This window comes from Neoroseomonas marina (assembly GCF_012927745.1).
GTDB lineage: Bacteria > Pseudomonadota > Alphaproteobacteria > Acetobacterales > Acetobacteraceae > Neoroseomonas > Neoroseomonas marina.
Map to the genome: position 1 here is coordinate 55,736 of NZ_JABBKX010000011.1, position 17,839 is coordinate 73,574.

At 70.1% G+C, this 17,839-nt stretch carries 16 protein-coding genes; 2 read left to right on the plus strand and 14 right to left on the minus strand.

Annotated elements, in window-relative coordinates; genetic code table 11:
• Position 1 precedes the first annotated feature (1 nt).
• The 5 genes from GWK16_RS22305 to GWK16_RS22325 all read right to left on the minus strand — a co-directional run bounded on the left by GWK16_RS22305 (position 2) and on the right by GWK16_RS22325 (position 6,263).
• Entirely contained in the window at positions 2-763 is a 762-nt protein-coding gene (locus GWK16_RS22305) for a DUF1194 domain-containing protein (protein ID WP_248291563.1), read from the minus strand.
• A gap of 212 nt (positions 764-975) precedes the next feature.
• Positions 976-1,677: a hypothetical protein gene (locus GWK16_RS22310; RefSeq protein ID WP_170056191.1), complete on the minus strand. Its 702-nt coding sequence runs from the start codon at positions 1,675-1,677 to the stop codon at positions 976-978.
• A 120-nt stretch (positions 1,678-1,797) separates the two neighbouring features.
• Complete coding sequence (locus GWK16_RS22315; protein ID WP_170056192.1) at positions 1,798-2,370, minus strand: DUF924 family protein; 573 nt, start codon at positions 2,368-2,370, stop codon at positions 1,798-1,800.
• Positions 2,367-5,276 carry an FAD-binding and (Fe-S)-binding domain-containing protein gene (locus GWK16_RS22320; protein WP_170056193.1) on the minus strand — a complete coding sequence of 970 codons (2,910 nt, stop codon included), beginning with the start codon at positions 5,274-5,276 and terminating at the stop codon, positions 2,367-2,369. The genes GWK16_RS22315 and GWK16_RS22320 overlap by 4 nt, the downstream gene beginning before the upstream one ends.
• 6 nt (positions 5,277-5,282) lie before the next feature.
• Positions 5,283-6,263, minus strand: coding sequence for a quinone oxidoreductase family protein (locus GWK16_RS22325; RefSeq protein ID WP_170056194.1), 981 nt, complete (start codon positions 6,261-6,263; stop codon positions 5,283-5,285).
• A gap of 148 nt (positions 6,264-6,411) precedes the next feature.
• Between GWK16_RS22325 and GWK16_RS22330 the strand changes: the two genes are divergently transcribed.
• Positions 6,412-7,596, plus strand: a complete 1,185-nt coding sequence (locus GWK16_RS22330) for a pyridoxal-phosphate-dependent aminotransferase family protein (RefSeq protein WP_170056195.1) — start codon at positions 6,412-6,414, stop codon at positions 7,594-7,596.
• A 10-nt stretch (positions 7,597-7,606) separates the two neighbouring features.
• Here the strand turns inward: GWK16_RS22330 and GWK16_RS22335 are convergent, their stop codons facing one another.
• Positions 7,607-8,473 (minus strand): alpha/beta hydrolase, encoded by an 867-nt coding sequence (locus GWK16_RS22335; RefSeq protein ID WP_170056196.1) that lies wholly within the window; start codon positions 8,471-8,473, stop codon positions 7,607-7,609.
• A gap of 1 nt (position 8,474) precedes the next feature.
• Positions 8,475-9,461 carry a Bug family tripartite tricarboxylate transporter substrate binding protein gene (locus GWK16_RS22340; RefSeq protein ID WP_170056197.1) on the minus strand — a complete coding sequence of 329 codons (987 nt, stop codon included), beginning with the start codon at positions 9,459-9,461 and terminating at the stop codon, positions 8,475-8,477.
• A gap of 72 nt (positions 9,462-9,533) precedes the next feature.
• On the opposite strand from GWK16_RS22340, the gene GWK16_RS22345 reads away from it, so the two are divergent.
• The gene (locus tag GWK16_RS22345; RefSeq protein ID WP_170056198.1) at positions 9,534-10,283 is read left to right on the plus strand and encodes an aspartate/glutamate racemase family protein; all 750 of its coding nucleotides are present in this window, start codon (positions 9,534-9,536) and stop codon (positions 10,281-10,283) included.
• Here GWK16_RS22345 and GWK16_RS22350 read toward each other — a convergent pair whose 3' ends face one another.
• From GWK16_RS22350 to GWK16_RS22380, 7 genes are all read right to left on the minus strand, one after another.
• Positions 10,284-11,117 carry a flagellin gene (locus GWK16_RS22350; RefSeq protein ID WP_170056199.1) on the minus strand — a complete coding sequence of 278 codons (834 nt, stop codon included), beginning with the start codon at positions 11,115-11,117 and terminating at the stop codon, positions 10,284-10,286.
• 151 nt (positions 11,118-11,268) lie between these two features.
• Entirely contained in the window at positions 11,269-12,027 is a 759-nt protein-coding gene (locus GWK16_RS25405) for a cold shock domain-containing protein (protein ID WP_170056200.1), read from the minus strand.
• A 108-nt stretch (positions 12,028-12,135) separates the two neighbouring features.
• The gene (locus GWK16_RS22360; RefSeq protein ID WP_170056201.1) at positions 12,136-13,398 is read right to left on the minus strand and encodes an NAD(P)/FAD-dependent oxidoreductase; all 1,263 of its coding nucleotides are present in this window, start codon (positions 13,396-13,398) and stop codon (positions 12,136-12,138) included.
• Positions 13,395-14,045, minus strand: coding sequence for a 2-hydroxychromene-2-carboxylate isomerase (locus tag GWK16_RS22365; RefSeq protein WP_170056202.1), 651 nt, complete (start codon positions 14,043-14,045; stop codon positions 13,395-13,397). The genes GWK16_RS22360 and GWK16_RS22365 overlap by 4 nt, the downstream gene beginning before the upstream one ends.
• A gap of 5 nt (positions 14,046-14,050) precedes the next feature.
• A complete protein-coding gene (locus GWK16_RS22370; RefSeq protein ID WP_170056203.1) occupies positions 14,051-14,455 on the minus strand; it encodes an AtzH-like domain-containing protein in 405 nt (134 codons plus the stop codon).
• Positions 14,456-14,589: 134 nt separating this feature from the next.
• Positions 14,590-15,381 carry an FAD binding domain-containing protein gene (locus tag GWK16_RS22375; protein WP_170056204.1) on the minus strand — a complete coding sequence of 264 codons (792 nt, stop codon included), beginning with the start codon at positions 15,379-15,381 and terminating at the stop codon, positions 14,590-14,592.
• Between the two features lie 12 nt (positions 15,382-15,393).
• A complete protein-coding gene (locus tag GWK16_RS22380) occupies positions 15,394-17,784 on the minus strand; it encodes a xanthine dehydrogenase family protein molybdopterin-binding subunit (protein WP_170056205.1) in 2,391 nt (796 codons plus the stop codon).
• Positions 17,785-17,839: the final 55 nt, after the last annotated feature.

Here is a 17,839-nt window from a genome sequence, read left to right on the forward strand (position 1 = left end):
GTCAGGCGGTCTCGCGTTCGACCAGCGGGCCGGGCGTCGGCAGGGCCGCGATCTCGCGGATGATCTTGCGGCGGACGGCGCCGGCGAAGGTCTCGTAGCCCTCGGCGACCATGAGGAAGGCCCCGGGGCCGCCGATCACCTCGTCGCGGTAGTACTCGTCCACCGGCGGGATGCCGGCGAGCAGCGCCGAAGGCTGCGGCGTGCGGTCGAGCACGGCGAGGCCGTTCAATACGATCCCCTGTTCCAGCGCATCGGCGCGTGCCTGGGCCAGCGGCCGGCCGGAGTTGTTCACCCCGTCGCCGGAGATGTCGACCACGCGGCGCAGCCCGCTGTAGCGCTGGCCGAACTGGCGGGAGGCGAAGTCGATGGCTCCGGAGATCGAGGTGTAGAGGTAGGTCTCGCGCGAGGCGCCGTCGACCGCGGCGGCGAAGCGCTCGCAGGCGGCAGGGCCGTCGAGCTTCGTCCAGGGCACCAGCACATTCTGGATGTTCCAGTCCGACCAGACGAAGAGCGTGACGGCGATGGCCCCGAGCGGCCCGCCGGCGATGCCCTCGGCCAGGCGCGGGTCGCGGAAGGCGGCGGCATAGCCCTGCATCTGCATCTCCATCTCCTCGGTGTCGACCGAGCGGGAGACATCCACGGCGAGGACCAGCTCGACGTCCACCTCCTCGGCCGCGGCGCGCGCGGGGCGGGCGGCGATGAGGGCCGGAGCGGCGAGGCCGGTGGCGAGGAGGAGATGACGACGGGACAGCGGACGCGACATAGGTACCCTCCGTAAGGGCCATGCGTCCGGGGTCTGTCCTTCCCGATGCCTCCGTCACCGGAGGTGTTGGCGAGACAAATAGGGAACTTTTTTGTGCATCGCAACAAAGATGCACGACGCGGAGGCTGATCGCGCCGCCTGAGGCGCTCGATGTGGCCTCCGCACCACAGGTCCTGGATGCGCCTCGGACCTCAGTCAGGTCCGCCGTGCGATCAGGCCGCGAAGGGATCCGCCTGCCCGATCGTGCTGAAGCTGCCCGATGGCAGCAGCTCCGCCAGGGTCGAGTCGATCGAATGCGCATCCATGCCCGTGCGCGGGCTTTCGAGGCGCACGACGCGGCCGAGCCAGTTGCCGACATTGCCGGTGTGGTTGATCGGATCGTTGCGCACGCGCAGGCAGGTGATGCGCGACCGCGTACGCTGCCATTCGCCTTCGACGCCGGACACCGCGGTGACCGCCGGGGCCGAGATGCCCACCGCCGGCACGCCGGTCCGCGCGGAGACGATCTGCGCGATGCCTCCCCCCAGCGAATGGCCGGTGATGAAGAGCCGGTGGCCGCGCCCCATCACCTGGTTGGCGTTGCGGACCATGTCCTCGGCGCAGGCGCATTGGTGCCCGAGCAGTCCGCTGCCCAGGAGGCCAAGCGCGCCGTTGACCATGCCGGTCAGCGCGCCGCCGAAACCTGCGTCGGCGACGATGTCGGCGACGTCGCCGTCGGTCGCCTGCGTGCCCGCGATCGCGACCACCCAGTCGAGGCCGCTGCCGTTGGCGCGCCGGAAGACGGCGGCCTGGAAGCCGGACAGGCGAAGGTCGAGGTCGCCGAAACGCGCGAAGCCGGCCGCCGTGGTGCAGCCCCGGTTGTAGATGCCGGCGCAGAGTGCGGCGAAGTCGCGGAAGGGGATGGGAGCGGGCATCAGGAGTTCCTCGGGCCAGGCGGACGAAGGGTCCGGCAGCGCGCCGCCCGTCGTTCTCGCTGCCGAAGCTTCTCCGCCATGCGCGGCACCGCCGCTCTGCAGTGCTTCAGGGAACCTCGATCAGAAGCCGCCCCCGGCGGCAAGCCAGGCGGCTTCCTCGGGCGTGCTCGCGCGGCCCAGCGCGGCGTTGCGGTGGGGGAAGCGGCCGAAGCGCCGGATCACGGCGCGGTGGCGCCAGGCATAGTCGATCGTGCCGCCCGGTGCGGCGTGGCGTGGGTCGTCGCGCAGGCCCTCGAACAGCGCGACCGAGAGATCCTGGTCGGCCATCGCCTCGGAATGCTCGAAGGGCAGATAGAGGAAGATCCGCTGCGTCGGCGTCAGCGCGACGTCGAAACCTCGCGCCAGCACGGCGTCCCGCGCAATGTCCCGCATCATCGGATCGGCAGCGAAGGCCTCGGCGCTGCCGCGGAACAGGTTGCGCGGGAACTGGTCGAGCAGGATGGCCAGGCCGAGCGCGCCCTCCGGCGTCGCGCGCCACGCGTTCAGGCCGTTGTCGCGCGCGGCGTCGACCAGCGACGCGAAGCGCTCGCGGATCTCGGCATCGAAGGCGTCGTCGCGCTTGAACCAGGCCTCGCGGAAGGTGTCGGGCCCCTCCGAGAACCAGAATCCCAGCAGCTTCTCTGGCCCGATCATGCGAGTGCCCTTTCCAGCACACGGACGGAATGCAGGGCCTCGCGCCCCGAGAGGTCGGCGATCTGGTGACGGCAGGATGTACCGTCGGCGACGATGATCGCGTCCCGCGATGCCGCCCGGACCGCGGGCAGCAGCGACAGCTCGGCCATGGCCTTGGAGGTGCCTAGCGTCTCCGCCTGATACCCGAAGGCACCCGCCATGCCGCAGCAGGACGATGTGATCGGCGTGACCTTCAGGCCCGGAATGCGCTTGAGCAGCGCGACCGCCGGCGGGAAGGCGCCGAAGGCCTTCTGGTGGCAATGGCCATGGATATGGGCTTCGGTTGCGATGGGCTTCAGCGGCAGTTCTGCCTTCTCGCGGTCGAGGAACTCCGACAGCAGGTACGCGCGGGCGGCAAGCGCCCGGGCGGCTTCGCCCGGCAGCACGGCGAGGAATTCGTCGCGGAGCGTGGTGAGCGAGGAGGGCTCGATGCCGATGACCGGCGAGGCGAAGGGCGAAAGGGCTTCGAGCGTGCGGAGGGCCTCGGCGCGTGCCTGCTCCACCAGGCCGGCGGCGAGCAGCGTGCGTCCCTCATCCAGCGGGCGCGTGCCGCGCGCAGGCCGCGCGACAGCGGGGTCGTAGCCGGCGGCGCGCAGCACGGCGATGGCGGCGCGCAGGTTCTCGGGCTCGAAGTAGCGGTTGAAGACATCGGGGAAGAGGATGACCTCCCCTGCCCTTCCATCCGGCGCGCGCAGCTCGTGGTCATGGAACGCGTTCCAGCGGAAGCGCGGCAGGCTGCGTTCGGCAGCAAGGCCGAGCAGCCATTCGGACATCGCTGCCAGACCCGGGATGGTGTCGCGCGCATTGGCCAGCGGCGGGAACAGCGAGGCCCAGCGCGCCCAGCGCGGCATGGTCGCGACGATGCGCTCCCGCCAGCCGATGCCATGTGCCTTGGCGCGCGCGGACAGAACCTCGATCTTCATCCGCGCCATGTCGACGCCGGTGGGGCATTCGCGCTTGCAGCCCTTGCAGGAGACGCAGAGCGAAACCGCCTGCGCGACCTCGTCGGAGGCCAGCGCCCCCGCTCCCAATTGCCGGGTCAGCGCAAGACGCAGCGTGTTCGCTCGTCCACGGGTCAGATGCTGCTCGTCCCGCGTGACGCGGTAGGAAGGGCACATGACGTTGGCGTCGAACTTCCGGCAGGTGCCGTTGTTGTTGCACATCTCGACTGCGCCCAGCAGGCCGCCGAGCGGGCCGGGATACTCCGACCAGTCGAGCACCGGCGTGACCGCCGGATCGGCCGCGTAGCCCGGCGCGTAGCGGAACAGCGTGCGGTCATCCATCTTCGGCGGCCGGACGACGCGACCAGGATTCAGCAGCGCATGGGGGTCGAAGGCGTCCTTCACTTCCTCGAAGGCGCGGGCGATGCGCGACCCGAACATCGGCTCGTTGAACTCGGAACGCACGATGCCGTCGCCGTGCTCGCCGGAATGGCTGCCCTTGTATTCGCGCACGAGCGCGAAGCATTCCTCGGCGATGGTCCGCATCTTCTTCACGTCCTCGCCGTCCTTCATGTTCAGGACGGGGCGGACATGCAGGCAGCCGACGGAAGCATGGGCATACCAGGTGCCCTTGGTGCCGTGCTTCGCGAAGACGTCGTTGAGCCGTTCCGTGTAGTCGGCGAGGTCCGGCAGCGCGACCGCACAATCCTCGATGAAGGAGACCGGCTTACCGTCGCCCTTCATGGACATCATGATGTTGAGGCCGGCCTCACGGACCTCAGCGATCGCAGCCTGGAAACCGGGATCGGTGGCGCGCACCACGGCGTCCGGATAGCCGAGGTCGGCCATCATCTCCTCGAGCCGGTCCAGCGCCTGCAGCAGCGGCGCGTCGTCATGGCCGTGGAATTCCACGATCAGCAGGCTGTCCGGTTCGCCCTTCACCATCCTGTCGATGGTCGCGCGGTAGATCGGGATCGACCGGCCGAGGTCGATCATCGTGCGGTCCACCAGTTCCACCGCCTCCGGATCCAGCGTGACCAGGTGCTGGGACGCCGCCATGGCCGCGCGGAAGGTCGGGAACTGGCAGATGCCCAGCATCTTGCGCGGCTTGATCGGCCACAGTTTCAGGTCGAGCGCCGCCGAGAAGGCCAGCGTCCCCTCCGAGCCCACCAGCAGCCGCGCGAGGTTGCCGCGCCCTTCGGCGCGCGCCGCCGGTGTCAGGCTCTCGATGTTGTAGCCGCCCACGCGACGCAGCTGGTGCGGGAAGCGGGCGGCGATCTCCTCCGCCTCGCGTGCGCCAAGTGCCCGCAGGCGCTGGATCAGTTCGGCCGCCGGCGCCGGGATGTCGCCGCCGAGGTTGTCCGGCAACTCGCCGAAGGCGAAGCGCGACCCGTCCGCGAGCAGCGCGTCGATCCCCGACACGTTGTCCGCCATCAGCCCGTAGCGGATGGACTTCGACCCGCAGGAATTGTTCCCCGCCATGCCGCCGATGGTGCAGCGCTGCCAGGTGGAGGGATCCACGGGAAAGAACAGGTTGTGCTTCTTCAGCACATCGTTCAGCGCGCCGAGCGTGATGCCCGGCTGCACGCGCGCCGTGCGTGCGTCCGCATCCACGCTGACGACGTTGCGCAGGTACTTGGTGCAGTCCAGCACCAGCGCGCGGTTGACCGTCTGCCCGCATTGGGAGGTGCCGCCGCCGCGCGGCAGGACGGGGATGCCGTCCTCCCGGCAGATCGCCATCGCGGCCTGCACGTCCTCGATCGAGCGGGGGACCAAAACGCCGTAGGGCTCGATCTGGTAGATGCTCGCATCGGTGGCGTAGCGGCCGCGGTCGGAGGCGCTGAACAGGACTTCGCCGCGCGTCTCGCGGCGCAGGCGGTCGGCCAGGCGGCTGTCGCCGATGGTCGGGCGGGTGGTGACGTTCATCCGGACTTATTCCTGCGGCAGCAGGACGAGGGGCGCCTCGGCCTGCCGGGATTCGAGAAGGTGGTGGGCGCGCGGCGCCTCGGCCAGGGGCAGCGTCGCGCCCGGCTCGGCGCGCACGGCACCGCTGCCGAGCACGGCGAACAGCGCGGCCGCCATGCGTTCGAGCGCGGCGCGCTCGGCGATGTAGTGGAACAGGATCGGCCGCGTCAGGCTGTTCGACTTCGCCGCCAGACGCTGCACCTGGAAGGGCGGCACGGGGCCGGAGGCCTGGCCGAAATTCACCAGGTGCCCGCGCATCGCGAGACATTCCAGCGACCCGTCGAAAGTGTCGCGCCCGACGGAATCATAAGCGGCGTCGACGCCGCGCCCGCCCGTGATGCGCTTCACCTCGGCGACGAAATCCTGCTCGCGGTAGAGGACCACATGCGCGCAGCCGGACGCCCGCGCGACCTCCGCCTTCGCCGCCGACCCGGCGGTGCCGATCACCGTCGCGCCGAGATGCGCCGCCCATTGGCACAGGATGCGCCCGACCCCGCCAGCCGCCGCGTGGACCAGGATGGTCTGCCCGGCCTCGACGCGATGCACCTGGCGCAGCAGCATCTCCGCCGTCAGGCCCTTGAGCAGCACGCTCGCGGCGAGCCGGTCGTCCATTCCGTCCGGCAGACGCAGCGCGATCGCCGCCGGCAGCACGCGGTGGGACGCATAGGCGCCGTAGGCGCCGGTCACGTAGCCGATGCGATCGCCGGGCGCGAAGCCCGTCACGTCGGGGCCGACCGCCTCGACGATGCCTGCGGCCTCGATGCCCGGCGCGCCCGGCAGCGGGAGTGTCCGATACAGCCCCGAGCGAACGTAGCAATCGTGGAAATTCACGCCGACGGCCGTCTGGCGAATGCGCAGTTCGCCGGGCCCGGGCGCAGGCACCTCGACAGATTCCAGGCGCAGCACTTCCGGCCCGCCGAAGTCGCGCAACATGATCGCCTGGGGCAAGCCTGCGTCCTCCCGTCAACCCGGCCGGACCCTAGCCGCGAAGCCCGCGCTTGTCCGATCCATAGTGTTCATCGCAGCGACAAGCCGAACTCATTGGCGCCGCCGCCCTGTTCCCGGCATGAAGCGCCCTGAAGAGAGGAGCCGCTCCATGGCCTATTTCCAGTCCAAGCCCGTCGCCGGCCGCCATTTCCTGCAGATCCCGGGCCCGACCAACGTGCCCGACCGCGTGCTGCGCGCCATGGACAACCCGACCATGGACCATCGCGGCCCCGACTTCGGCAAGATGGGCAAGGCCCTGCTGGAGAAGGTCCGCCACGTCTTCAAGACCGAGGGCCCGGTGGTGATCTACCCGGCCTCCGGCACCGGCGCCTGGGAAGCGGCGCTGACCAACACGCTGTCGCCCGGCGACCGCGTGCTGATGTGCGAGACGGGCTGGTTCGCGCATCTGTGGCACGAGATGGCCGGCCGGCTCGGCATCGTGACGGATTTCGTGAAGACCGACTGGCGGCGCGGCGCCGACGTCGCGCAGATCGAGCAGCGCCTGCGCGAGGACAAGGCCCACGCCATCAAGGCCGTCTGCGTCGTGCACAACGAGACCTCGACCGGCTGCACCTCCCGCATCGATGAGGTCCGCAAGGCGATCGACGCCGCCGGCCACCCGGCGCTGCTGCTGGTCGACACCATCTCCTCGCTCGGCAGCATCGACTACCGGCATGACGAATGGGGCGTGGACGTGACGGTGGCGGGGTCCCAGAAGGGGCTGATGCTGCCGCCCGGCCTGTCCTTCAATGCGATCAGCGCCAAGGCGCTGAAGGCGTCGGAGACGGCGAAGCTGCCGCGGTCCTTCTGGGACTGGAAGCCGATGCTCGCGGCGAACGCCACCGGCTACTTCCCCTACACGCCGGCGACGAACCTGCTCTACGGCCTCGACGCCGCTGTCGACATGCTGATGGAGGAAGGCCTCGACAACGTCTTCGCCCGCCATGACCGCCATGCCGAGGCCACCCGCCGCGCCGTGCGCCACTGGGGCTTCGAGATCCAGTGCGAGGAGCCGCGGCACTACTCCTCCTCGCTGACCGCGGTGCGGCTGCCGGAGGGCCAGAGCGCCAACGGCCTGCGCGCGACGATCCTCGAGAAGTTCAACATGTCCCTCGGCAACGGCCTCGGGCAGCTGAACGACCGGGTGTTCCGCATCGGGCATCTCGGCGATTTCGGCGACCTGCAGCTGATCGGCACGCTGGGCGGCGTCGAGATGGGGCTGCGCGCGGCCGGCGTGCCGCACAAGGCGGGCGGCGTCCAGGCGGCGATGGACTACCTCGGCGGCAACGCCTGACGCGGGACGCTCAGCCGAACAGGATCGGCGCCGCGGCCTCGGCCATCCCGGCATTGGAATGGCCGACGCCCGGCACCGTCACCACGCGCCAGGCGAAGGGCGCGCCGGCCTCGAGGGCCGCGCGCCGCGCCTGGTCGAAGAAGTGCCAACCGCGCGCGAAGCGATGGCTGCCCTGCGCGACGGCCCAGGGCTGGCGCGGCAGGCTGGGGTGATTGGGGTCGGTGTCGGCCTCGCCCAGGTGCAGCACGACAGGCCGCGCGAGAACCGCGCGCAGGACGGCCGGATCGGCCGCCGTCCCGCCAAGCCCTTCCGGGAAGGGCCGATCGAAGCGCGGCAGCGTGTAGGATCCCGCATTGGCGATCATCACCGCCTCGACGCGCGGCGCGCCGGTCAGGAGCGTGTAGCGATGCGTGAACTGCGCGCCGGCCGAATGGCCGTAGAGGATGAAGCCGTCGCGCTGCGCGCCCGCCATCGCCATCGCCGCCAGCACCACGCGATCGAAGGCATGGAAGGACCAGGCCGCCGACGGGGTCGCCCGTCCGGCGCCATCCTGCAGGTTGCCGAAATTGTACCAGCGCGTGCCGGGGAACTTGTCCTGTCCGAACTCGGGAACCAGCAGCAGGACGCCGTGACGGTCGGCCAGATCGCGCCATTCGTCCCGATACCGGTCCGCGTCGCGCCGCAATCCATGCAGCACGACGGCGACCTTGCCGCCCGGGCCCCAGGACGCCGGGCGATGGTACCAGACGGGCATGGGCCCGGGTGTCGCTCCGGTGGCTTCCGCCACCTCCACGCGACCACTGCCGACCGCGATCTCCGCCGCACGCGCAAGCCCTGGCGCGGCGAGCGCGCCGAGGATCACCGCGCGGCGGCGCATCTCAGTCGACCTGCGCGCCGGAGCGGCGCACCACCTCCGCCCATCGCGCCACGTCCGCGCGGAGCGTCTGGGCGAACTGCTCGGGCGTGTTCGGCGCAACGGGCGGCGTGATCGCCTGGTTGTTGATGAGCCACTCGCGGAATTCAGGTGTGGAGATGATCCGGTTCACCTCCTGGTTCATCCGCCGCACGATCGGCTCCGGCAGGCCCGCCGGGCCGAGGATGCCGTACCAGGTGGAAGTGTCCATCGGCGGCAGGCCGCAGGCCTCGGCGACCGTCGGCACGTCCGGCAGCGCGGCCAGACGCTCACGCGTCAGAACGAAGATCGGCCGCACCTGCCCCTGGCGGATCGGGCCCATCGCCGCGCCGGACTGGTTGAAGAACAGGTCGGTATCGCCGGCCAGCAGCGAGGCCATCGCCCCCGGCTGCCCGCGATAGGGCACGTGCAGCACGTCGAGGTTCGCCGCCGCAGCGAACTGCGCCCCGGCCAGGTGCGTCGAGGCGCCGTTGCCGGTCGACCCGTAGGACACCGCCTGCGGCCGCGCGCGCGCCGCGGCGAGCACGTCCTGGCAGGTCCGCAGGTTCGGCCGCTTCTCCGGGCTGACGATGAGCACGTTCGGCACGTCGCCCAGCAGCACGACAGGCGTGAAGTCGCGGATCACGTCGAAGGGCAGCGAGCGGTAGAGCGCCGCGTTGATCGCATGCGTCCCTGCCGTGCCGAAATAGAAGGTGTAGCCGTCCGGACGCTGCTTCGCGACGTAGTCCGATCCGATGTTGCCGCCCGCACCGGTTCGGTTGTCCACCACGACAGGCTGGCCGAGGACGCGCGACAGCGGTTCGGCGAGGCGCCGGGCATAGATGTCGGTGCCCGCCCCGTTCGGGAATCCGCCCATCAGGGTGATGGGGCGTGATGGCCAGGCATCCTGCGCGATCGCCGGCAGGGCGGTGGTGGCAGCGATGGCGGCGGCCATCAGCGAACGACGCAACATGGTTCCCGGTCTCCTTGCTTCCAGAACGGCACAGGCTGGGCCAGGCCACGAGGGATGCTAGCCTGCCCGGCCATGAACGCATCCTCCCCTGCCCCGAGCCTCGCGCGGATCGCGCGCGGCGGGAAGTCCGTCTACGGCGCGCCGCTCGGCATCATCATGCTCGAGACGCGCTTTCCCCGAATTCCCGGCGACATCGGCCATGCAGGAACCTGGCCATTCCCGGTGCTGTATCGCGTGGTCGCCGGTGCGACGCCGGAACGGGTGGTGCTACAGGGGGCGAAGGGCCTGCTGCCGGACTTCATCGCGGCGGCGAAGGACCTGGTCGCCATGGGCGCAGAGGCGATCACCACCTCCTGCGGCTTCCTCTGCATCTTCCAGAAGGAAATCGCGGCGGCGGTCGGCGTGCCGGTCGCGACGTCGTCCCTGCTGCAGGTGCCCTGGGTGGAGGCGCTGCTGCCGCCCGGCAAGCGCGTGGGCGTCGTCACGGCGAGCAAGGCGTCGCTGACACCGGCGCATTTCGCCGCCGCCGGCATGGCGCCGGACACGCCGGTGATGGGCATCGAGACCGGGCGGGAGCTGTTCCGCGTGCTGGTGCGCCAGGACAAGCCTGACCTCGACATCGACGCGGCCGAGCAGGACATCCTCGAGGCCGGCCGCGCGCTGGTCGCGGCGCATCCGGAAGTCGGCGCGATCGTGCTGGAATGCACCAACATGCCGCCCTATGCGGCAGCGCTGCAGGCCGCGCTCGGCCTGCCGGTGCATGACATCCTCTCGCTCGGGACGTGGCTCCAGGCCGGGACCCGGCCGCGCCGCTTCGCCTGATCAGCCCTTGAAGAGGCTGAGCAGCGACTGCGGCGCCTGGTTGGCGATGGACAGGGACTGGGTGCCGAGCTGCTGGCGGATCTGCAAGGCCTGCAGTCGCGCCGATTCCTTCGCGAGGTCCGCGTCGATCAGCGCCCCGAGTCCGGAATCGAGCGCATCGAGCTTGTCCCGGTTGTAGGCGATCTGGCTGTCGACATAGCGGCTGTCCGAGCCGAACTGGTTCAGCGCGTTGGCGATGACCGTGTTGATCGTCGGCCAGTCCCCGCCCGCCGCGATGGCTGCCTGCGCGGCGGCCGCATCGGCCGGGGCGGCCGCCACCACCATCGTCCCGGCGCCGTCCACGGCCGTGAGCGTGTAGGTCGTGCCGGCCTCGTTGCGGGTGGTGGTGATGTCCCCGCCCTCGGGCGGGGTGATCGAGATCAGCGTGCGCCCGTTGTAGGTCGCGTCCGCCAGGAAGTTCTGGATCTGCGTGCGCAGCGCCTCGTACTGGGAGTTGTACTGCGTGCGCTGGTCGGCGTTCAGCGTGTCGTCGGCGAGGCGCACCAGGGTCTCGCGCACCTTGATCATGGTGTCGGAGACCTTGTTCAACCCGGCCAGCGCGGTGTCGAGCACGCCCTTCACGCCGCCGAGCTGTTCGTTCGCCGCCGTCAGGCCCGCGACGTCGGCGCGCACCGATTGCGCCACCGCGAAGGCCGCGCCGTCATCCTTGGCGTCGGACACGCGATAGCCCGTCGAGACGCGCTTCTGGGTCGCGTTCAACGCCTCATTGGTACGGTTGAGCGACTGCAGCGCCACCATGGCGCCGACATTCGTGTTCACGGAGTTGAGGCTCATCGGGATCTTCCCTTCGGCTCGGCCGGATCTTCCCGCCGTCGACTCACTCTGGCGCGCAAGCATGAAAGGATCGCTAACGACGCCCGGGATCCCGAAACGAAAAAGCCCCGCGACCTTGCGGCTGCGGGGCTTTCGCGGACCGATCGGGAGATCAGTCCTTCATGTTCACCGCCTGGCGGCCACGCTGGCCGTCGCGCACCTCGAGCGAGACCTTCTCGCCCTGCTGCACGTCCTGCTTGCCGGCGCGCTGCAGGACGGAGGAGTGCAGGAACACGTCCTGGCCGCCATCGTCCGGCGTCACGAAGCCGAAGCCGCGGACCTGGTCGAACCACTTGACCGTGCCGTTGATGTCGTAGGTCGGCCCACCCTCGTCGCGGCCGAAGTCGCGGCGCGGCGGACGGTCGCCGAAGGAACGCGGGCCGCGGTCGCCGAAGCCACCGCCGCCGCCACCGAAGCCGCCGCCGCCGAAGTCGCGACGCGGCGGACGGTCGCCGAAGCCGCCGCCGCCGCCGAAGTCCCGGCGCGGGGGACGGTCGCCGAAGCCGCCGCCACCGCCGCCGAAGTCCCGGCGCGGGGGACGGTCGCCGAAGTCACGACGCGGGGGGCGATCACCGAAGCCACCGCCGCCGCCGAAATCGCGACGCGGCGGGCGAGCCCCGCCGCCTTCGCCGCGCTTCAGCTCGACGATGCGGGTGACGAGGCGCCGGCCCTGTCGGTCGGTGCCGATCTCACAGACGAGCTTGTCGCCGGTGTCGGGCGTATCGATGCCCGCCTCGGTCAGCGCCGAGGCATGAAAGAAGACATCGTTCCCATCGGGGCCGAGAACAAAGCCAAAGCCTTTCCGGCCATTGTACCACTTAACTTCGGCCTCGATCGGGCCGGAGCCACCCTGGTTGTCGTATTCAGACACGTTCCTGCAGGTCCACACAAAACACGCGAGCCTGCGGGATGCAGGGCCGCTAACTGTCAGGATGGCACCAGCGCCCCTTGAATGCGAGAGAAATCCGCTGGCCGCCGGTCAGGCGAATCGGCGGGGATCGTAGGGCCCGATGGGAATCTCGGGCGCCTGTCCGGCCAGCAGGGCGGCGACCACCCTGCCCGTCCGCGCCCCGGCGACCAGCCCGGTGTGCCCATGCCCGAAGGCGTGGATGATGTCCGGGGATGCGCTGGACAGCCCGAGGCAGGGCTTCCCGTCCGGCATGGACGGCCGGTGCCCCAGCCAGACCTTGACCCGGTCGGTCGGCAGGTCCCGCGGCAGGCCCGGGAAGCAGCGCAGCAAGTGGTCCCGGAGGATCTCGGCCCGCTTCCAGTTCGGCGCGGCCTCGAGGCCCGCGATCTCCACCTGGCCGGCGCAGCGCAGCCCGTTCCGGGTCCGCATCACCGACATCTTCCCATCCGAGGGCATCAGCCCATGGCGCGGGGAGACCTCGGGGTCCGCGACCTCGGCGTGGTAGCCGCGCTCCGTCTCGAGCGGCACGCGGTCCCCCGCGGCGGCGGCGAGCGGCTTGGCATGGGCGCCGGCGGCGAGCACCGCGGCGTCCGCGGCGATCTCCCCCTGGTCGGTGCGCACGGCACGCAACTGTCCGCCCTCGATGGCGAAGCCCGTCGCGCGCGCGCGCGCCAGCGTCGCGCCCTGCGCCACGGCATGGGCGACGAGCGCCGCGGTGTAGGCGCCGGGGTCGGTGCAATGACCGCCCTCCTCCACCATGATCCCGAAGGTGTAGCGGCGGTCGAGGTCCGGTTCGCGCTGGCGCAGTTCGTCGGCGTCGAGTTCCAGCCAGCGGACGCCGACGTCGTGGCGGATCTGCCAGGCCTTCGCCTCGGCCTCGAAATCCGCGCGCGAAGGATAGATGTAGATCAGGCCGCGGCGCTCGATCAGGTGGCCGACGCCGGCTTCCTCGGCCAGCGCCCGATGCAACGCCGGGGCGTCGACGACCAGCGGGCGCAGGGCGCGGGCGGCCGCGGCCACGCTCTCCCAGGTCCAGCCGGCGCGCAGGTACTGGATCAGCCACGGCGCGACGCGCGGGAAGTAGGACCAGCGGATCGCCAGCGGCCCCAGCGGGTCCATCAGGAACTTCGGGACCTTCTTCCACAGGCCCGGCACCGCCGGCGGGATGACCGACATCGGACTCAGCCAGCAGCCATTGCCGTAGGAGGCCGATTGCTCGCCCCCAGGTTCCGCCGGATCGACGATGGTGACGCGATACCCCGCCCGGACCGCCTCCACGGCCGAGCAGGCGCCGACGATGCCGGCGCCGATGACGACGACATGCCTGGTCATGATGCGCGCGTCTTGCCGATCACCTTGGACGGGCCGGACTGCACCTCCACGCCCGCGAGGTACTGGTCGAGGAAGAACAGCCGGTCCTGTCCCCACAGCCAGATGTCGCCGCAGAAGAAGGTCGGCGCGCCGAAGACGCCGCGCTGCACCGCCTCCTGGTCGTTGCGCTCCCATTCCGCGAGGATCGACTGGCTCTCCTCCTCCCGGTGCAGGGCGTCGCCAGGAAGGCCTTCCTCGTCGGCAATCGCGATGCGGACCTTGGGGTCGGCGATGTCGCGTTCCTCGACCCACAGCGCGCGCAGCATCGCGTGGGACAGCGCCATCGCATCCATCCCCCGCGCCTGCGCGGCCATGACCATGCGGCCCGCCGGGCGCTGGTCGGTCGGCGGATAGTGCTTTGGCTTCAGCTTGAGCGGCATCTTCAGGAAGCGCGACCAGCGGTCGAGCTCCAGCGCGTGGTAGTCCTGCCGCGGCTCGGGGCGCGTCCGCAGCGGGATGCCGCCGGTGTGCTTGATCACCAGGCGGAAATCATAGGGCTTGAGCACGAGCGTGGCGCCATGGCGCTTCACGATCTCGGTCAGCTGTGGCCCGCCGAGGTACATCCACGGCGAGGACAGCGTGTAGAAGCATTCGACCGTCTGGCCCATGGCGCTCACCCCTTCTGCGTGCGGCCGGGATCATGCCCCGCGAGCAGCGAGACATGGGCGGAGACGACGCGCCAGCCATGTTCGGGCAGGCGGGCCATGATCTTGGTCTCCCGCCCGATCAGCCCGGTGCCGACGCGTTCGTATTCAAGATGGGTGCAGGCGAAGTCGCGCCCGAAGGCAGTGATGTGCACCTTGCGCGTGATGCGCGGCGCATAGGACTTCACCGTCGACCGGAAAGCACGGATGGCATCGATGCCATACAGGATCTCGGTGACGCCGAAGCGGACCGTGCGCGGGTCCGGCCAGAAGGAGGCGTCGAGAACGTCGGTGTCGTTCGAGGCGATCGCGGCTTCGTAGCGGTCGAAGACCGCACGGGCCTCGGCGATCACATCAGGGTTGTCGATCTCCACGGCGGGGCTCCCGGATTCGGGGGAAACCATGCCGTCACGGTGCGGGCTTGGCGAGAGGGGAAGACGGAGAGGGGCGCCGCCCCTCTCCGAACCTCACCTCGCAAAGGGCCGAAAGGCCCTTTGAACCCCGGTCGTCAGCCGGCGGCGGCGATGGCGCGCTTCGCCATTACGCCCACCAGGTGCGCGCGGTATTCGGCGCTGCCGTGGATGTCGCCGTTCAGGCCATCGGCGGACTGCTTCACGCCGGCGACGGCGTCGGCGGACCAGTTGGCCGCAAGGGCCTTCTCCATGTCCGCCTGGCGGAACACGCAGGGGCCGGCGCCGTTGACGGCGACCCGGACGGCGCCGCCGGTCTTGGCGACGAAAACGCCGGCCATGACATAGCGGCTCGCCGGGTTCTTCATCTTGGCGTAGCCGGCCTTCTCCGGGATCGGGAACTCGATCGCGGTCAGGATCTCGTCCTGCTCAAGCGCGGTCGTGAACATGCCCTGGAAGAAGTCGTCCGCGGCGATCTTGCGCTTGGAGGTGTGGATCGTCGCCCCGAGGCCAAGCACCGCGGCCGGATAATCCGCCGCCGGGTCGTTGTTGGACACCGACCCACCCAGCGTGCCGCGGTTGCGCACCTGTACGTCGCCGATATGGGAGGCGAGATAGGCGAGCGCCGGGATCGCGGCCTTCACCTCGGCGCTGGTCGCCACTTCGGCGTGGCGTGTCAGCGCGCCGATGACGATGGCGTTGCCGACGCGCTTGATGCCCTTCATCTCGGCGATGCCGGACAGGTCCACGACCGCCGAGGGCTTGTTCAGCCGGTGCTTCAGCGCCGGGATCAGCGTGTGGCCGCCCGAGATCGCCTTGGCGTCCGGATCGGCCAGCAGCTTGACGGCGTCGGCGACCGTGGCGGGCTTGTGGTAGGCGAAATCGTACATGGTCTGACCCCCTTACTCCGCCGCCATCCTGCGGCCGCCATTGATGATGCCCCAGATCTTGGACGGCGTGGCGGGCATGTCCAGTGTCCGCACGCCGTAGTCGCGCAGCGCATCCACCACCGCGTTGATCACGGCGGGCGGCGAGCCGATCGCCCCCACCTCCCCGCAGCCCTTCACCCCGAGCGGGTTGTGGGTGCAGAGCGTGGTGTGCGTCGCGACCGAAACCGGCGCCAGGTCGTCCGCGCGCGGCATGGTGTAGTCCATCATCGAACCCGAGAGCAGTTGCCCGTCCGCGTCATACACGCAGGTCTCGAGCAGCGCCTGGCCAATGCCCTGGGCGATGCCGCCCTGGACCTGCCCCTCGACGATCATCGGGTTGATGACGCGGCCGACGTCGTCCACGGCCGTGAAGTTCACCATCGAGACCTTGCCCGTCTCGGGACAGATCTCGACCTCGGCGATGTGGCAGCCGCCGGGATAGGTGAAGTTCTTCGGGTCGTAGAAGGCCGTCTCTTCGAGGCCGGGCTCGAGCTCCTCGATCGGGTAGTTGTGCGGCACGTAGGCCGCGACGGAGATGTCGACCAGCGCCTTCGTCTTGTCGGTGCCGGCAACGCGGAAGATGCCGCGTTCGAACTCGATGTCGTCGACATCGGCTTCCATCAGGTGGGCTGCGATGCGCTTGCCCTTGGCGATGATCTTGTCCATCGCCTTCATCATCGCCGACCCGCCGACAGCGAGCGACCGCGACCCGTAGGTGCCCATGCCGAAGGGCACCTTCGCCGTGTCGCCATGGACGATGTCCACCTGCGCGACCGGCACGCCGAGCTTGTCGGCCACCAGCTGGCAGAAGGTCGTCTCGTGCCCCTGCCCGTGGCTGTGCGCCCCGGTCAGCACCGTCACGCTGCCCGTCGGGTGCACGCGGATGGTGCCGACCTCATAGAGGCCCGCACGGGCGCCGAGCGAGCCCACCACGGCCGAGGGCGCGATTCCGCAGGCCTCGAGGTAGGTCGAGATGCCGATGCCGCGCAGCTTGCCGCGCTTCGCGGCTTCCGCCCGGCGCGCCTCGAAGCCCGCCCAGTCGGAGGCCTTCAGCGCCTGGTCCAGCGTCGCATGGTAGTTGCCGCTGTCGTATTGCAGCGCGACCGGCGTCTGGTAGGGGAAGGCGTCGGTCGGGATGAAGTTGCGACGGCGGAGCTCGACGCGGTCGATGCCGGTCTCCTGCGCCGCCACGTCCATCAGGCGTTCCAGCAGGAAGGTCGCTTCCGGCCGCCCGGCCCCGCGATAGGCGTCGACCGGCACCGTGTTGGTGAAGACGGCCTTCACCTCGCAGTAGATCACCGGGGTCGTGTACACGCCGGCGAGCAGCGTGGCGTAGAGGTAGGTCGGCACGCAGGGCGCGAAGGTCGACAGGTAGGCGCCCATGTTCGCGAGCGTCGAGACCCGCAGGCCGAGGAACTTCCCGTCCGCGTCCAGCGCGAGTTCGGTGTGCGAGACATGGTCGCGCCCATGCGCGTCCGACATGAAGGATTCGGTGCGATCTGCCGTCCACTTCACCGGCCGCGCGAGCTTGCCCGCCGACCAGGTGACAATCGCCTCCTCGGCATAGTGGTAGATCTTGGACCCGAAGCCGCCGCCGACATCCGGTGCCACCACCCGAAGCTTCGATTCCGGGATGTGCAGCACGTTGGCACCCATCAGCAGCCGGATGACGTGCGGGTTCTGGCTGGTGGTGTGCAGCGTGTAGTCGCCGGTCGTCGGGTCGAATTCACCCAGCGCCGCGCGCGGCTCCATCGCGTTGGGAATGAGGCGGTTGTTCACCAGGTCGAGCTTCACGACCTTGGCCGCCGAAGCGAAGGCCGCGTCGACCACCGCCTTGTCGCCGATATGCCAGTCGTAGCAGAGGTTCCCCGGCGCGCCGTCATGCACCTGGGGCGCGCCGGCCTTCAGCGCCGCGTCCATCGACACGGCGGCCGGCAGCACCTCGTAGTCGACGCCTACCGCCTCGGCCGCGTCACGCGCCTGCTGGCGGGTCGCGGCGATCGCGACCGCGACCGGGTCGCCCACATGGCGCACCTTGTCGAGCGCGAGGACGGGATGCGGCGGCTCGGCCATCGGCGAGCCGTCCTTGTTGTGGATCTGCCAGCCGCAGGGCAGCCCGCCGACATTGTCCTTCGCCATGTCGGCGCCGGTGAAGACCGCGACCACGCCCGGCATCCGGGACGCGGCCGAGGTGTCCACGCCCTTGATCCGCGCATGGGCGTGCGGGCTGCGCACGATCCAGGCGTAGAGCTGACCCTGGCGGTTGAAATCATCGGTGTAGGCGCCACGGCCCTGGAGGAAGCGGAAATCCTCCTTGCGCCGGACGCTCGCGCCGATGCCTTCGAACGGTGCCACCACGTTCATGACCTGTCCCCTCCCTTGAAGGGCTTTTCCGTTGCTTCGGCCCGGGATTTGCCGG

What these genes read in the sequence shown, in the direction of transcription:
- GWK16_RS22305 (WP_248291563.1), bottom strand. Translation starts at nt 763, where the DNA reads ATGTCGCGTCCGCTGTCCCGTCGTCATCTCCTCCTCGCCACCGGCCTC.
- GWK16_RS22310 (WP_170056191.1), bottom strand. Translation starts at nt 1,677, where the DNA reads ATGCCCGCTCCCATCCCCTTCCGCGACTTCGCCGCACTCTGCGCCGGC.
- GWK16_RS22315 (WP_170056192.1), bottom strand. Translation starts at nt 2,370, where the DNA reads ATGATCGGGCCAGAGAAGCTGCTGGGATTCTGGTTCTCGGAGGGGCCC.
- GWK16_RS22320 (WP_170056193.1), bottom strand. Translation starts at nt 5,276, where the DNA reads ATGAACGTCACCACCCGCCCGACCATCGGCGACAGCCGCCTGGCCGAC.
- GWK16_RS22330 (WP_170056195.1), top strand. Translation starts at nt 6,412, where the DNA reads ATGGCCTATTTCCAGTCCAAGCCCGTCGCCGGCCGCCATTTCCTGCAG.
- GWK16_RS22335 (WP_170056196.1), bottom strand. Translation starts at nt 8,473, where the DNA reads ATGCGCCGCCGCGCGGTGATCCTCGGCGCGCTCGCCGCGCCAGGGCTT.
- GWK16_RS22340 (WP_170056197.1), bottom strand. Translation starts at nt 9,461, where the DNA reads ATGTTGCGTCGTTCGCTGATGGCCGCCGCCATCGCTGCCACCACCGCC.
- GWK16_RS22345 (WP_170056198.1), top strand. Translation starts at nt 9,534, where the DNA reads ATGAACGCATCCTCCCCTGCCCCGAGCCTCGCGCGGATCGCGCGCGGC.
- GWK16_RS22350 (WP_170056199.1), bottom strand. Translation starts at nt 11,117, where the DNA reads ATGAGCCTCAACTCCGTGAACACGAATGTCGGCGCCATGGTGGCGCTG.
- GWK16_RS22360 (WP_170056201.1), bottom strand. Translation starts at nt 13,398, where the DNA reads ATGACCAGGCATGTCGTCGTCATCGGCGCCGGCATCGTCGGCGCCTGC.
- GWK16_RS22365 (WP_170056202.1), bottom strand. Translation starts at nt 14,045, where the DNA reads ATGGGCCAGACGGTCGAATGCTTCTACACGCTGTCCTCGCCGTGGATG.
- GWK16_RS22375 (WP_170056204.1), bottom strand. Translation starts at nt 15,381, where the DNA reads ATGTACGATTTCGCCTACCACAAGCCCGCCACGGTCGCCGACGCCGTC.
- GWK16_RS22380 (WP_170056205.1), bottom strand. Translation starts at nt 17,784, where the DNA reads ATGAACGTGGTGGCACCGTTCGAAGGCATCGGCGCGAGCGTCCGGCGC.